The organism is Pseudomonas sp. XS1P51 (assembly GCF_054897845.1).
In genome coordinates this window covers 1,749,405-1,764,680 of sequence record NZ_CM142707.1, presented here as the reverse complement: position 1 = coordinate 1,764,680, position 15,276 = coordinate 1,749,405, and the positions used below count along the sequence as shown (strand labels likewise).

11 protein-coding genes are annotated in these 15,276 nt (G+C 60.4%); 8 read left to right on the top strand and 3 right to left on the bottom strand.

Annotated elements, in window-relative coordinates; all coding sequences use genetic code 11:
- Positions 1-34: 34 nt before the first annotated feature.
- From ACYZUD_RS08065 to ACYZUD_RS08055, 3 genes are all read right to left on the bottom strand, one after another.
- Positions 35-709 (bottom strand): Crp/Fnr family transcriptional regulator, encoded by a 675-nt coding sequence (locus ACYZUD_RS08065; RefSeq protein WP_462023465.1) that lies wholly within the window; start codon positions 707-709, stop codon positions 35-37.
- Positions 710-795: 86 nt separating this feature from the next.
- A complete protein-coding gene (narL, locus tag ACYZUD_RS08060; protein ID WP_462023464.1) occupies positions 796-1,443 on the bottom strand; it encodes a two-component system response regulator NarL in 648 nt (215 codons plus the stop codon).
- On the bottom strand, positions 1,440-3,242 hold the full coding sequence (locus ACYZUD_RS08055) for a HAMP domain-containing protein (RefSeq protein WP_462023463.1): 1,803 nt from the start codon (positions 3,240-3,242) through the stop codon (positions 1,440-1,442). The genes narL and ACYZUD_RS08055 overlap by 4 nt, the downstream gene beginning before the upstream one ends.
- 304 nt (positions 3,243-3,546) lie before the next feature.
- Here ACYZUD_RS08055 and ACYZUD_RS08050 point away from each other — a divergent pair, with 304 nt between their 5' ends.
- From ACYZUD_RS08050 to moaA, 8 genes are all read left to right on the top strand, one after another.
- Positions 3,547-4,851 (top strand): MFS transporter, encoded by a 1,305-nt coding sequence (locus tag ACYZUD_RS08050; RefSeq protein WP_462023462.1) that lies wholly within the window; start codon positions 3,547-3,549, stop codon positions 4,849-4,851.
- Positions 4,829-6,226: a NarK family nitrate/nitrite MFS transporter gene (locus ACYZUD_RS08045; RefSeq protein ID WP_462023461.1), complete on the top strand. Its 1,398-nt coding sequence runs from the start codon at positions 4,829-4,831 to the stop codon at positions 6,224-6,226. Before ACYZUD_RS08050 ends, ACYZUD_RS08045 begins: the two co-directional genes overlap by 23 nt.
- A 69-nt stretch (positions 6,227-6,295) precedes the next feature.
- Positions 6,296-10,069: a nitrate reductase subunit alpha gene (locus tag ACYZUD_RS08040; protein ID WP_462023460.1), complete on the top strand. Its 3,774-nt coding sequence runs from the start codon at positions 6,296-6,298 to the stop codon at positions 10,067-10,069.
- Between the two features lies 1 nt (position 10,070).
- Positions 10,071-11,609 carry a nitrate reductase subunit beta gene (gene narH / locus ACYZUD_RS08035; protein WP_462023459.1) on the top strand — a complete coding sequence of 513 codons (1,539 nt, stop codon included), beginning with the start codon at positions 10,071-10,073 and terminating at the stop codon, positions 11,607-11,609.
- A 2-nt stretch (positions 11,610-11,611) separates the two neighbouring features.
- A complete protein-coding gene (gene narJ, locus ACYZUD_RS08030) occupies positions 11,612-12,367 on the top strand; it encodes a nitrate reductase molybdenum cofactor assembly chaperone (RefSeq protein ID WP_462023458.1) in 756 nt (251 codons plus the stop codon).
- The gene (gene narI, locus ACYZUD_RS08025) at positions 12,360-13,040 is read left to right on the top strand and encodes a respiratory nitrate reductase subunit gamma (protein ID WP_462023457.1); all 681 of its coding nucleotides are present in this window, start codon (positions 12,360-12,362) and stop codon (positions 13,038-13,040) included. The genes narJ and narI overlap by 8 nt, the downstream gene beginning before the upstream one ends.
- 10 nt (positions 13,041-13,050) lie before the next feature.
- Positions 13,051-14,010 carry a peptidylprolyl isomerase gene (locus ACYZUD_RS08020; protein ID WP_462023456.1) on the top strand — a complete coding sequence of 320 codons (960 nt, stop codon included), beginning with the start codon at positions 13,051-13,053 and terminating at the stop codon, positions 14,008-14,010.
- A gap of 25 nt (positions 14,011-14,035) precedes the next feature.
- Positions 14,036-15,028 carry a GTP 3',8-cyclase MoaA gene (gene moaA, locus ACYZUD_RS08015; RefSeq protein WP_462023455.1) on the top strand — a complete coding sequence of 331 codons (993 nt, stop codon included), beginning with the start codon at positions 14,036-14,038 and terminating at the stop codon, positions 15,026-15,028.
- Positions 15,029-15,276 lie beyond the last annotated feature (248 nt).

Sequence of the window (15,276 nt, the reverse complement as noted above, 5' to 3'; positions counted from 1 at the left end):
GGTGGCATTGCGCATTGACTGCGGTCAATTCCGGCTATTGGAACGTCGCCAGATCCTCTTCCGCGAGGATGCTGATGTTGCGTCGCTCCATGGCGATCAGGCCACCTTCCACCAGGCGATGCAGAATCCGCGAAAAGGTTTCCGGCTGAATCCCCAGTTTCGACGCCACCAGGCGCTTGGACATCTGCAAGACAATCTGGCCGGTGACGGGGTTGCGTTCCTGGAACAGGAAATTGATCACCCGACGGCTCGCGCTCGCCATGGTCAAGGTATCGATGTCCCGCAGTCGCAGGTGCAGGTGAACGCTCATGCTCGCCAGGATGGCCAGGCAGACTTTCGGCTGGTCTTCCAGGGCGTTGCGGTAATGGTTGCCCTCGATGCTGACCAGCACGCTGTCCTTCAGGGCGGTGGCGCTCACCGGATAGAGCCGGGCCTGGCTGAACAGCAGGGCTTCGGCAAAGGTCTGTCCGGGTTGAATGATCTCCACCAGGTTTTCCTGGCCTTCGCCGGTGAGCCGGTACAACTTGATCTGACCGCTGACCAGCAGAAAAAAGCGCTTGGCCGGATCGCCCTGATGCATGAGCGTGCTGTGACACGGCAGACGCTTGAGCATGGCCAGGGCGCAGACTTCCTCGAAGACTTTCTCCGGCAGTTGGCTGAACAGATGATGACGGCGCAACGTTAAAACGATGGAAGGGTGGGTCAGCATGGCGTACCTCCGCTGACGGTCATAGTAGAGAGCGCGGGCCGGATGACCTATGCCTCTGCAGGCCTACCTCCAAGGAGGCATGCGCGTCAGCCCGCACTGCGCAGATGCTCCATGGCCCACACGGCCGCCTCGACCCGCGAGCGCAACCCGAGTTTGTGCAGCAGGTTCTTGACGTGAACCTTGACCGTCCCTTCGGTGATGCCCAGCTTGTGCCCGATGACCTTGTTGCTGAAGCCGCTGGCGATGGTTTTCAACACCTGGCGTTCGCGCTCGGTCAGTTCCACCACGGCCTGGCGCGGCGGCGAGCGCAGCGCCTGGGCCATGACTTGAGTCAGGCCGGGGCTGATGACCAATGCGCCGTTCAAGGCATCGCGGATGTACTGGATCAACAATTCCGGTTCCATGTCCTTGAGCAGATAGCCGTCGGCATCCAGGCGCAGTGCGTCGCGAATATCGTCTTCGGCGTCCGACACGGTAAACAGCAGCACTTTGCCGGTGTAGTGCATCGCCCGTAATCGGCGCAGGGTTTCAATGCCATTCATCTGCGGCATGTTGTTGTCGAGCAACACCAGGTCCGGTTGCAGCGGCTCGATGAGACTGAGCGCTTCTTCGCCATGGTTGGCTTCGCCGACGATCAGGAAGTCATCTTCGAGCTCGAGCATCTGGCGGATGCCGCGACGCATCATGGGATGGTCGTCTACCAGCAGGATTCGATGTTGTGGGGACGGGTTCATGTGACGCTACCTTCTGTTTGCTGCCCGAGAAACTCCGGGTGGAATTCCAGTTGGACGAGGGTGCCTTGCGGTTCCCTGGAAAATATCTGTAGCTGGCCGCGCAAGCTGCGTGCCCGCTCATCCATGATGTTCAGGCCATGGTGTTCACGCTGGTCGACGTTGCCGCTGAAGCCGCGCCCGTCGTCTTCGACCGAGAGCCTGACGGTTTCGCCGTCCTGGCGCAGTTCCAGCCAGGCGTTTTGCGCATGGGCGTGGCGCAGGCAGTTGGAGAGCGCCTCGCGGGTGATTTGCAGAATGTGGATTTGCTCGCTGGCCGAGAGCTGAAAGGCCAGTGCGTCGACGTGCAGGTGCACCTGAAATTCCCCGCGACGGGAGAACTCCTCGGCGGTGTCCTTGAGTTCCTGCACCAGGCCCGCATCGTGGATCTGCAAGCGAAAGGTGGTCAGCAGTTCGCGAAGTTGGCGATAGGCATTGTTCAGGCCTTCGCGCAGTTCGGCGGTGACGTTTTCCAGGGTCTGGACCGGTTCGCCCCGGCGCATCAGGGTCTGCATGCGACTGACTTGCAGCTTCATGTAGGACAGGGCCTGGGCCAATGAGTCGTGCAGCTCGCGGGCGATGATCGTGCGTTCTTCGAGTAGCAGCAGGCGATGATCCTGTTCCCGTTGGCGCTTGAGCGAGAGCGAGGTGCCGATCAGGTTGGCCAGGGCCTGGATCAGCTGGGTTTCCCAGGCTTGCGTGGGGTGGCCGTCGACAAAATGCGCCTTGAGTTCGCCCAACTCACTGCCCTGGTTGCTGATGCTGAAGGTCTGCGGCTTCGCTTCGTGGTGTTTCTGGCACGTGGCGCAATCGCTGCTGGCGCAAACTTCACGGATGTTCGCGCCATGCAGGGCGATCAACTGTTGGGCGGGCGCCTGCGTCTGGCCTTGCAGGCACAGCGACAGACGCAAGCCGGGCAGGCGTTGCTGGAAGCGCCGGATCAACTCATCCAGCCCTTCGGCATTGGCCAGGCGTGTGGCAAGGCTCCGACTGCTTTGATACAGCAGCTCCAGGGCGGCATTGGCCTGTTGCAGGTTCAGGGTTTTTTGCTGGACCTGACTCTCCAGCGTGCGATGGGAGTCTTCGATCGTCTCGGCCATGGCGTTGAAGCTCATGGCCAACTGGCCCAGTTCGTCCTGGGACTGATGGTTGACCCGGACCTTGAAATCGCCGCGCCGAAAACGCTGGGTTGCGTCCACCAATTCCTTGAGAGGCGTGACGACACCGTACTGCAACTCGTACAACCCGATCAGCAGGACAATCATGGTGGTGAACAAGGCCATGCCCTGGATCACCTGTTGCCAGCCTTGCTTTTGTTCGCTCTGGCGCTGTAACAGGTTGACGAACTGGTTCAGTTGCTCAACGAACGGCTGGGCCTGGGCTTGAAACGCCACGGGATCGCCGCGTACCAGTGCCGGGCGCAACGCCTCTTTCCACTGTTGCTGGATTTGCCCATAGCTGATTTGCAACGCGGTGGTCGGGCCGTCTTCCAGCACGGCTTTGAGTGACTGGCTGTTGAGGCGACGCTGCAGGCTGTCGGTGATGCCGCTGATTTCCTCATCGGTGGCACCGGCGGCGAGTTTCCAGCTCAGGTGGTAGGTCTCCATACGCACCGAGCCCGCGGTGTTGATGGCGGCGGCATCACCCTGGCTGAACCAGGCGATCAGCCCGGCGCTCAATGAGCTGGCGAGGGCGAGCACGGCGATCAGGATCACCGCCAGCCCGGCGCGCGCGGGCAGGGAGCTGCGCAACCAGCGAATCATCAGCGCAGGTCCGTAGAAAAGACAGGAAAGCAGAGCATGCACCGCTCCAGAGTGAGGTTGGCCACCGATCCCGGGGGCGCTACCTCTAAAGAGTTGTCGACGGCTCCTTGTCGACAGAATACGGGGTAGAAAAATCTAAAACTCTGATAAACAAAGGGTTTTAGGCTTTCTCTGTACTACCTCCTTAGAGGTAGGCAGCACAAGCATAGGCCTGTGTCCCCTTGGGCTTCGTTGACGTGGATCAAGTTTTTGCGGGGTTGGCCTCTCTAGTCTGCCGCCATGGCTAACTGACTGGAGAGCATTTGTGAACCAACCGCGTGTACGACAAGGCTTGGTGCTGGGCATGAGCACGCTGGCCTTCACTGTCTGTTTCATGGTCTGGATGATGTTTGCCGTGCTCGGGGTGCCGATCAAGGACCTTCTCCAGCTCAACGAAACCCAATTCGGCCTGCTGGCCGCCACCCCGGTATTGACCGGTTCGCTGGTGCGTTTGCCACTGGGCCTGCTGACCGACCGCTTCGGCGGGCGCAGCGTGTTCTTCCTGCTGATGCTGTCCTGCGTCGCCCCCCTGTACCTGATCAGCCACGCCACCGCCTACTGGCAGTTTTTGGTGCTGGGCTTGTTCGTCGGCCTGGCCGGCGGCTCGTTCTCGGTCGGGATTGCCTACGTCGCCAAATGGTTCGACAAGGAGAACCAGGGCTTCGCCATGGGCATCTTCGGTGCCGGCAACGCCGGGGCTGCGGTGACCAAGTTTCTCGCCCCGGCGCTGATCGCTGCCGGCAGCTGGCAACTGGTGCCGAAAGTCTTCAGCGCGATCCTCTTCATCACCGCGCTGTTGTTCTGGTTCCTCAGTGCCGAAAACAAGGACCACCGCAGTGCCTCGGGCGCCACGTTGCGTGAGCAACTGCGCTCGCTGAAAGATCCTGCGGTGTGGCGCTACTGCCAGTACTACTCGATCGTTTTCGGCGGCTATGTAGCCCTCGCACTGTGGATGACCAAGTACTACGTGCAGGAATACGGCTTCAGCCTGCAAAGCGCGGCGCTGCTGGCGGCCTGTTTCTCACTGCCCGGTGGCGTGCTGCGTGCCGTCGGCGGCTGGATGTCGGATCGCTGGGGCGCGCAAAGCGTGACCTGGTGGGTGTTGTGGGTCAGCTGGATCTGCCTGTTCCTGCTGTCGTACCCACAAACCCAACTGCAAGTGCAGACCATCAACGGCGCCGTGGATTTCCACATCGGCCTCAATCCCGCGCTGTTCACCGTGCTGCTGTTCGTCATGGGCATCGCCTTCGCGTTCGGCAAGGCCTCGGTCTTCAAATACATCGCCAATGACTACCCGCAAAACATGGGTGCGGTGTCCGGCATCGTCGGTCTGGCGGGCGGCCTGGGTGGCTTCGTGCTGCCGATCATGTTTGGCGCCCTGGTGGACCTCACCGGCGTGCGCTCTTCCTGCTTCATGTTGATGTACGGCGTGGTCTGGGTCTCCCTCACCTGGATGTATTTCAGCGAAATACGCAAAAGCCCGGTGCTTGGTAAAGAACCGCCGCTGACCCCGTCCCCGATTTCCAGCATTGCCCAAGGAGAAGAACATGTCCGTTCTGCAAAAGCCTGACAAAGGCCCGGTCATTCATGACTGGCGCCCCGAGGACCCAGCGTTCTGGGGAAGTAGCGGCAAACAGACCGCCACGCGCAACCTGTGGATCTCCATTCCCGCGCTGCTGTTGGCCTTTGCGGTGTGGATGGTCTGGAGCACGGTGATCGTGCGTCTGAACGCCATCGGCTTCACCTTCACCACCGACCAGTTGTTCTGGCTGGCGGCGTTGCCGGGGCTGTCCGGCGCGACCTTGCGCGTCTTCTATTCCTTTATGGTGCCGATCTTCGGTGGCCGTCGCTGGACCGCCCTGAGCACCGCGTCGCTGCTGTTGCCATCGATCTGGATGGGCTTCGCCGTGCAGGACCCGAGCACCTCGTACAGCGTGTTCGTATTGATTGCCTTGCTCTGCGGTTTTGGTGGCGGCAACTTTGCATCGAGCATGTCCAACATCAGTTTCTTCTATCCCAAGTCCCAGCAGGGCACAGCCCTTGGCCTCAACGCCGGGTTGGGTAACCTGGGCGTTTCGGTGATGCAGTTCTGTGTGCCGCTGGTGATTACCTTTGGCGTGTTCGGCTTCATGGGCGGCAATCCGCAGATCCTGCCGGACGGCGGCCAGTTGTGGCTGCAGAACGCCGGGTTCATCTGGGTGCCGTTCATTGTCCTGGTGACGGTGCTGGCCTGGTTCGGCATGAATGACCTGTCCAGTGCGCGGGCCTCGTTCAGCGAGCAAGCGGTGATCTTCAAGCGCAAGCACAACTGGCTGATGTGCTGGTTGTACCTGGCGACCTTCGGTTCGTTCATCGGTTTTTCTGCCGCGTTTCCACTGCTGATCAAAACCTCCTTTCCTGACGTCATTGCCTTGAAATTCGCCTTCCTCGGTCCGTTGGTTGGCGCGCTGGTACGCCCATTGGGCGGCTGGCTGGCGGACAAGCTCGGCGGCGCGAAAGTGACCTTGTGGAACTTCGTCCTGATGATCGTGATGGTCTTCGGCGTATTGCACTTCCTGCCGCAGCACGGTTCGGGCGGCAACTTCTACGGCTTCCTCGGCATGTTCATGCTGCTGTTCATCACCACCGGTGTCGGCAACGGCTCCACCTTCCGCATGATCCCGGTGATCTTCCGCACCCAGCATGAAAAAGCCTCGGCCGGAAAACCACCCGCCGTGCGCGAACAAGCGCTCAAGGATGCCGGCAAAGAGTCGGCCGCGGTCCTGGGCTTCAGTTCGGCCATGGGCGCCTTCGGTGCGTTCTTCATTCCCAAATCCTTCGGTACTTCGATGGCCCAGACCGGCGGTCCGGAGATGGCCTTCTACATGTTCGTCGGCTTTTACCTGAGCTGCATCGTGGTGACCTGGTGGTGGTACGCGCGCAAAGGCGCCGCGACACCCTGCTGAGAAAACCCGAATCCAACCATTGCGTGGGCGGGGCACAGAACCCCGCAGCAAGCCTGAGAGGACTACACCGTGAGTCATTTACTGGATCAATTGCGGTTTTTCAATCGCAAGCAAAACGAGTTTTCCGACGGTCATGGCGAGACCCGCAAAGAGTCTCGCGACTGGGAGAACGTCTACCGTTCGCGCTGGCAGTACGACAAGATCGTACGGTCCACCCACGGGGTGAACTGCACCGGCTCGTGCTCGTGGAAAATCTACGTCAAGAATGGCCTGATCACCTGGGAAACCCAGCAGACCGATTACCCGCGTACCCGCAACGATCTGCCCAACCATGAACCCCGTGGCTGCCCGCGTGGCGCCAGTTACAGCTGGTACATCTACAGCGCCAACCGGCTCAAGTACCCGAAAATCCGCAAGCCATTGCTCAAGCTCTGGCGCGATGCGCGGCAAACCATGGCGCCGGTCGAAGCCTGGGCCAGCATCGTCGAGGACAAGGTCAAGGCCGACTCCTATAAAAGCAAGCGCGGCATGGGTGGCTTCATTCGTTCCAACTGGGAAGAAGTCAACGAGATCATTGCCGCGGCCAACGTCTACACCGTCAAGCAATACGGCCCCGACCGGATCGTCGGTTTCTCGCCGATCCCGGCCATGTCGATGGTCAGCTACGCCGCGGGTTCGCGTTACCTGTCGCTGATCGGCGGCGCGTGCCTGAGTTTCTACGACTGGTACTGCGACTTGCCACCGGCCTCGCCGATGGTCTGGGGCGAGCAGACTGACGTGCCGGAATCGGCCGACTGGTACAACTCCAACTACATCATTGCCTGGGGCTCCAACGTTCCACAGACCCGTACCCCGGATGCGCACTTCTTCACCGAAGTCCGCTACAAGGGCACCAAGACTGTGGCGATTACCCCGGACTACTCGGAAGTTGCCAAGCTCACCGACCTGTGGCTGAACCCTAAACAAGGCACCGATGCGGCGCTGGCCCAGGCATTCAACCATGTGATCTTCAAAGAATTCCACCTGGACAAACCGAGCGCCTATTTCACTGACTACGCCAAGCGCTTCACCGATTTGCCGGTACTGGTACTGCTCAAGCAAATGGCCGACAAGGCACCGGGCGCCGGTTATCAGCCGGACCGCTTCCTGCGTGCCAGTGACCTGACCGACAACCTCGGCCAGGAAAACAACCCGGAATGGAAAACCATCGCCCTGGATGTCAGCGGTGAACTGGTGTCCCCTCAGGGCTCCATCGGTTATCGCTGGGGCGAGAAGGGCAAGTGGAACATTCTCCCGCGTGAAGGTGGTGAAGGTCGTGAGATCGATCTGAAGCTGAGCCTGATCGGTGATGACGTTGCCGAAGTGGCGTTCCCGTATTTTGCCGGTGAGTCCCAGGAACACTTCCAGCACGTAGCTGGCGATGCCGTGCAATACCGCCGCGTGCCGGTACACAACGTTGTTCTGGCCGACGGCAGCGTGGCCAAAGTCGCCACCGTGTTTGACCTGTCAGCCGCCAACCTGGCGATCGATCGCGGTTTGGGTGGCGCCAACGTCGCCAAGGATTACAACGACGCCTCAGTGCCTGGCACCCCAGCCTGGCAGGAACAGATCACCGGCGTCAGCCGTGAGAAAGCGATCCAGATTGCCCGTGAGTTCGCGGATAACGCCGACAAGACCAAGGGCCGCTCGATGATCATCGTCGGCGCGGCGATGAACCACTGGTACCACATGGACATGAACTACCGCGGGCTGATCAATATGCTCATGCTCTGCGGGTGTGTCGGCCAGACCGGTGGCGGTTGGGCGCACTACGTCGGCCAGGAAAAACTCCGTCCGCAATGCGGCTGGCTGCCACTCGCGTTCGGCCTGGACTGGAACCGTCCGCCACGTCAAATGAACGGCACCAGCTTCTTCTACGCCCACAGCTCGCAATGGCGCCACGAGAAGATGAGCATGCACGACGTGCTCTCGCCATTGGCCGATAAATCGCAATTCCCCGAGCATGCCCTGGACTACAACATCCGCGCCGAGCGCGCCGGCTGGTTGCCCAGCGCACCGCAACTCAACACCAACCCGCTGCACATCTGCCGCGACGCTGCCGCCGCCGGCATGGACCCGAAAGACTACGTGGTCAAGTCGCTGCAGGACGGTTCGCTGCGTTTCTCCTGCGAGCAACCGGACAGCCCGGTCAACTTCCCGCGCAACATGTTCATCTGGCGCTCCAACCTGCTGGGCTCCTCGGGCAAGGGCCACGAGTACATGCTCAAGTACCTGCTCGGCACCAAGAACGGGGTGATGAACGAAGACATCGGCCAGGTCGGCGACTGCAAGCCTGAAGAAGCCGAATGGGTGGACGAGGGCGCCATCGGCAAGCTCGATCTGGTCACCACGCTGGACTTCCGCATGTCCTCGACCTGCGTCTATTCCGACATCGTCTTGCCGACCGCGACCTGGTACGAAAAAGACGACATGAACACTTCGGACATGCACCCGTTCATTCACCCGTTGTCGGCTGCCATCGACCCGGCGTGGGAATCGCGTTCCGACTGGGAAATCTACAAAGGCATCGCCAAGGCGTTTTCCAGCATGTCCGAAGGGCACCTGGGCGTTGAAAAGGATCTGGTGACCATCCCGTTGATGCACGACAGCGTCGGCGAACTGGCCCAGCCGTTTGGCGGCACCGACTGGAAAAGCGACGGCGTGGCACCGGTGCCGGGCAAGAACGCACCGAACCTGCATGTGGTGGAGCGTGACTACCCGAACATCTACAAGCAGTTCTCGTCCCTCGGGCCATTGCTGGAAAAACACGGCAACGGCGGCAAGGGCATTAACTGGAACACCGAAGACGAGGTGAAATTCCTCGGTGAACTCAATCATCACGAACGGGATGCCGGCATCAGCCAGGGTCGTCCGAAAATCGACACGGCCATCGACGCCGCTGAAGTGATCCTGTCCCTGGCCCCGGAAACCAACGGCCAGGTTGCTGTGAAAGCCTGGGCCGCGCTGTCGGAATTCACCGGCATCGACCACAGCCACTTGGCGCTGTCCAAGGCCCACGAGGCGATTCGCTTCCGCGACATTCAGGCCCAGCCGCGCAAGATCATTTCCAGCCCGACCTGGTCAGGGCTCGAAGACGATCACGTCAGCTACAACGCCGGCTACACCAACGTTCATGAAGGGATCCCATGGCGCACCATCACCGGTCGCCAGCAGTTCTACCAGGATCACCCGTGGATGCAGGCGTTCGGCGAGCAACTGATGAGTTATCGCCCGCCGGTCAACACCCGCACCATCGAAGGGGTGAAAGGCAAGCGCAGCAACGGCCACAAGGAAATCGTCCTGAACTGGATCACCCCGCACCAGAAGTGGGGCATCCACAGCACCTACAGCGACAACCTGCTGATGCTCACCCTCAGCCGTGGCGGGCCGATTGTCTGGCTCTCGGAGAACGACGCGAAAAGCGCCGGCATCGAGGACAACGACTGGATCGAGTGCTTCAACGTCAACGGTGCGCTGACCGCCCGTGCGGTGGTCAGTCAACGGGTCAAGGACGGCATGGTGATGATGTACCACGCCCAGGAACGGATCGTGAACGTGCCCGGCTCGGAAACCACCAAGACCCGTGGCGGCCACCACAACTCGGTCACCCGCGTCGTGCTCAAGCCGACCCACATGATCGGTGGCTATGCCCAGCAGGCCTACGGTTTCAACTATTACGGCACCGTCGGTTGCAACCGCGATGAATTCGTCGTGGTGCGCAAAATGTCCAAAGTCGACTGGCTCGATGGTTCAAGTGGCGATGACCTGCCACGTCCGCTTCCGACCGATATCGAGGAGAACTGAGATGAAGATTCGCTCACAAATCGGCATGGTTCTGAACCTGGACAAATGCATCGGTTGCCACACTTGTTCGATCACCTGCAAAAACGTCTGGACCAGCCGCGAAGGCATGGAATACGCGTGGTTCAACAACGTCGAAAGCAAACCCGGGATCGGCTACCCGAAAGAATGGGAAAACCAGGACAAGTGGAAGGGCGGCTGGATCCGCAATGCCAACGGCACGATCAACCCGCGCATCGGCGGCAAGTTCCGCGTGTTGGCGAACATCTTTGCCAACCCGGACCTGCCGAGCCTCGACGACTACTACGAGCCGTTCGACTTCGATTACCAGCACTTGCACACCGCGCCGCTGGGCGAGCATCAGCCGACTGCGCGCCCGCGTTCGCTGATCTCCGGCAAGCGCATGGAAAAAATCGAGTGGGGCCCGAACTGGGAAGAAATCCTCGGCACCGAATTCGCCAAGCGCCGCAAGGACAAGAACTTCGACAAGATCCAGGCGGACATTTACGGCGAGTACGAAAACACCTTCATGATGTATTTGCCGCGCCTGTGCGAGCACTGCCTCAACCCGACGTGCGCCGCATCGTGCCCGAGCGGGGCGATCTACAAGCGTGAAGAAGACGGCATCGTCCTGATCGACCAGGAAAAATGCCGTGGCTGGCGCATGTGCATCAGCGGCTGCCCGTACAAGAAAATCTACTTCAACTGGAAAAGCGGCAAATCCGAGAAGTGCATTTTCTGCTACCCGCGTATCGAAGCCGGGATGCCGACCGTTTGCGCCGAAACCTGTGTCGGGCGTATCCGTTACCTCGGTGTGCTGCTGTATGACGCCGACCGCATCAGCGAAGTGGCGAGCACCGCCAATGAGCAGGATCTGTACGAGAAACAACTGGAGATCTTCCTTGATCCAAATGACCCGGCGGTGATTCGCCAGGCTTTGGCTGATGGCGTGCCGCAGTCGGTAATCGATTCTGCCCAGCGTTCGCCGGTCTACAAGATGGCCGTGGACTGGAAACTCGCACTGCCGCTGCACCCGGAATACCGCACCTTGCCGATGGTCTGGTACGTACCGCCGCTGTCGCCGATTCAAAACGCCGCAACCGCTGGCACCGTCGGTATGAACGGGGTGATCCCGGACGTCGACAGCCTGCGTATTCCGCTGAAGTACCTGGCCAACCTGCTGACCGCCGGCGATGAAAAACCGGTGAAGCGTGCGCTGAAACGCTTGCTGGCGATGCGCGCCTACAAGCGTTCCGAGCAGGTCGATGGCGTTCAGGACCTGCAAGTGCTGGCGGATGTCGGCTTGAGCGTGGCCCAGGTCGAGGAGATGTATCGCTACCTGGCGATCGCCAACTATGAAGACCGCTTCGTGGTACCGAGCGCCCACCGTGAAGATGCCATGAGCGACGCCTTTGCCGAGCGTTCCGGTTGTGGTTTCAGCTTCGGCAGCGGCTGCAGCGGCAGCTCCGACACCAACATGTTCGGCGCCAAGAAAGCCAACCGTCGCGACGTTCTGAAAACCGTCCAGTTGTGGGAGGAATGAGCATGCAAATTCTCAAAGTGATTTCGCTGCTGCTCGATTACCCGACTGAAACGCTGGTTAGCGGTCGCGACGAACTGGAACAGGCGATCCTCCAGTCCCGGGAAATCAGCCCGAAACAGCGTGGTGCGTTGTTCGAACTGCTGGAGTTGATCTGCGCCAATGACCTGATGGACGGGCAGGAGCACTACGGTGCGCTGTTCGGTCGGGGGCGCTCGCTGTCGCTGCTGTTGTTCGAGCATGTGCACGGCGAGTCCCGCGACCGTGGCCAGGCCATGGTCGACATGATGGCGCAATACGAAGAGGCCGGTTTCGCCATCGGCGTCAAAGAGCTGCCGGACTATATCCCGTTGTACCTGGAGTTCCTGTCCACCCGTGAAGACATCGAGGCCCGCGAGGGCCTGGCGGATGTGTCGCATTTACTGGCCTTGCTCGCGGCGCGTCTGGAAGAGCGTGAAAGCGCTTATGCCAGTTGCTTCCGGGCACTGCTGCAGATTGCCGGGGCCGAGCCTCATCAGGCGGTCGCCGACCTGCGTGCGCAGGTCGCCGCGGAGCCGCGCGATGACTCCCTCGAAGCCCTCGACAAGATCTGGGAAGAGGAGGCCGTGGACTTCCTCCAGGCCGAGCAGCAGGACCGTTGCAGTTCACTGCCAAGCGCACCGGGCAAGGCCCGGGAAGAAAGCGCGGTGCCGTTGCACTGGGTGGATTTTCAGCATGAAGGGCTGGCCGCCGTGCCAGCCAAGGAGGTAGGCAATGTCTAAATGGAATCTGTTGTTGTTCGGGATCTATCCCTATGTCGCGTTGGCGATCTGCCTGATCGGCAGTTGGGCACGCTTCGACCTGTCGCAATACAGCTGGAAGGCCGGTTCGAGCCAGATGCTCAACCAGCGCGGTATGCGCGTGGCGAGCAACTTCTTCCACATCGGTGTGTTGTTCGTGCTGGCCGGGCATTTCGTCGGCCTGCTGACCCCCGCGTCGATTTATCACCACGTGATCAGCACTGAGAACAAGCAGTTGCTGGCGATGGTGTCCGGCGGGTTCTTCGGCCTGTTGTGCCTGATCGGCCTGTTGATGCTGGTCAAGCGGCGCCTGACCGACCCTCGGGTACGTGCCACCTCCAGCCCTTCGGACATCCTGATTCTGCTGGTGCTGCTGGCGCAATTGCTGCTTGGCCTGCTGACGATCGTTGCGTCCACCGCGCACATGGATGGCTCGGTGATGGTGATGCTCGCCGACTGGGCGCAGAACACCGTGCTGTTGCGGCCAATGGAAGCGGCAGCGTCGATTGCCCCGGTCGGGCTGACCTACAAGTTGCACGTGTTTCTCGGCTTGACCCTGTTTGTGCTGTTCCCCTTCACCCGTCTCGTACACATGGTCAGCGCACCGATCTGGTACCTGGGACGCCGTTATCAAATCGTTCGGCAGAAATTCTGAGGAGACAATCATGTCAGGTGGATGTGGATGTGGCGGCGGTAACGGGGGCAGCGGTGGCTGCGGTTCTTCAAAAAAAGCGGAGGAAGTTCTCGACATTGCACCGGCCGGAGCAGAGCAGTTTGAAGCACTCCCGGTTGAACCCGCGGTGGCCGGTGATGCGCCGTCGCAGTTGATCGCCAGCAGCGAACAGGAGTGGCCGATCGTCAGCGTCAACGAGGTGTTGATCACCCCGGAAGCGATGGCCCTGGAGCTGCAATATCACCCGGCCGAAAGCCGCGAAGAGGCGGTCTATCTGGCTGCCAGGGCGCTGGTGATCCGCGAGCTGTTGCAGCAGCGCATTGCCGAACTTGGCGTGTCGCTGGAGATCGGCGCCGGGGAGAACGAAGAAGAGGCCGCCACGCGTTTGTTGCTCGAACGTGAGGTGCACGTGCCGCAGTGCGACGAGGAAACCAGTCTTCGCTACTACGAAAACAATCGCGGGCGCTTTCACAGCGCGCCGTTGCTGGCGGTGCGGCACATCCTGCTCGAATGCGCGCCGGACGATGTCGAGGCCCGCGAGCTGGCGCATGTTCAGGCGGAAATCCTGTTGCAGCGCCTGGAAGAGTTCCCCGGCAGTTTCGCCGAGCTGGCCGTGAAATATTCGGCCTGCCCGTCGAAGGCTCAAGGCGGTTCTCTGGGGCAGATCAGCAAGGGCCAGACCGTGCCTGAACTGGAGCGTCAGCTGTTCACCCTGGCGCCGGGGCTGGCCAGCAAACCGCTGGAAAGTCGTTACGGCTGGCATGTGGTCAGTGTCGATCAGCGGATCGAAGGCATGCCGTTGCCTTATGAAGTGGTGTCGACGGCGATTCGCACGCAGTTGCAGCAGGCTGTCTGGCAGAAAGCGCTGGTGCAGTACCTGCAAACCCTGATCGGTGCGGCGGATATTCGTGGCATCCACTTGCAGGGCGCCGACTCACCGCTGGTGCAGTGAGCATCGAGGCAAACCGGGAGATGTGATGAACGCTGTGATGCAGGATGGTTTTGGGCGGCAGATCGATTATCTGCGGATGTCGGTCACGGACCGGTGTGATTTTCGTTGTGTGTATTGCATGGCGAAAAACATGACCTTCCTGCCGCGCCAGCAGGTGCTCACGCTGGAAGAATTGCAGCGCCTGGCAACGTTGTTCGTCGGGTTGGGCGTACGCAAGATCCGCCTCACCGGCGGCGAGCCGCTGATTCGTCCGGGCATTGTCGGACTGTGTCGCAACATCGCCGCGTTGCCCGGTTTACGTGAACTGGTCATGACCAGCAACGGCTCGCAACTGGGCCGGCTGGCGCGGCCGTTGGTCGAGGCCGGCGTGAAGCGGATGAACATCAGCCTCGACAGTCTCGACGGGCAGAAATTTCGCGCAATCACCCGTAACGGCGATCTCGATCAGGTGCTGGGCGGCATTGAAGCGGCGCGGGACGCGGGGTTCGAGCGGGTCAAACTGAACTGCGTGGTGATGAAGGGACGCAACTTCGATGAAGTCCCGGCGTTGGTGCAGTACGCCATCGACCAGCGCATCGATATCAGTTTTATCGAAGAAATGCCCTTGGGCGACGTCGGCCGTTCCCGGGGCGAGTCGTTCTGTTCCAGCGACGAAGTGCGGGCACTGATCGCCACCCGGCATCGGTTGCTCGACAGCACGGAAAACAGCGGCGGGCCGGCGCGCTATGTGCGCCTGGAGCGCCATCCCGATACCCGGATCGGTTTCATCTCACCCAACAGTCACAACTTCTGTGGCAGCTGCAATCGGGTACGGATGACGGTTGAAGGGAAGTTGTTGCTGTGTTTGGGCCAGGACGATGCCCTTGATTTGCGCGGATTACTACGACGTTATCCGCTGGATGACCAGCCCGTGATCAACGCGGTGCAGAAAGCACTGCGTGGCAAACCGCTACGCCATGATTTCACCCCCGACGGAGAGGTACAGATTGTGCGGTTCATGAACATGAGCGGCGGTTGAATTGACCTGAAAACACAGAAACCCAATGTGGGAGCGAGCCTGCTCGCGATGACGGCAGCACATTCAACATCAATATTGAATGTTCTATCGCTATCGCGAGCAGGCTCGCTCCCACATTGGATCCTCGCTGGCCAACGTATTTTTTCACCGGTAAATCTTGATATCGATCAATTGCAGATCCGTTTTTTGTCCGTAGTCTTCACTGCATGTTGTGTTTTTTAGTTGTAAAAAATCTATATGTAGTGTTT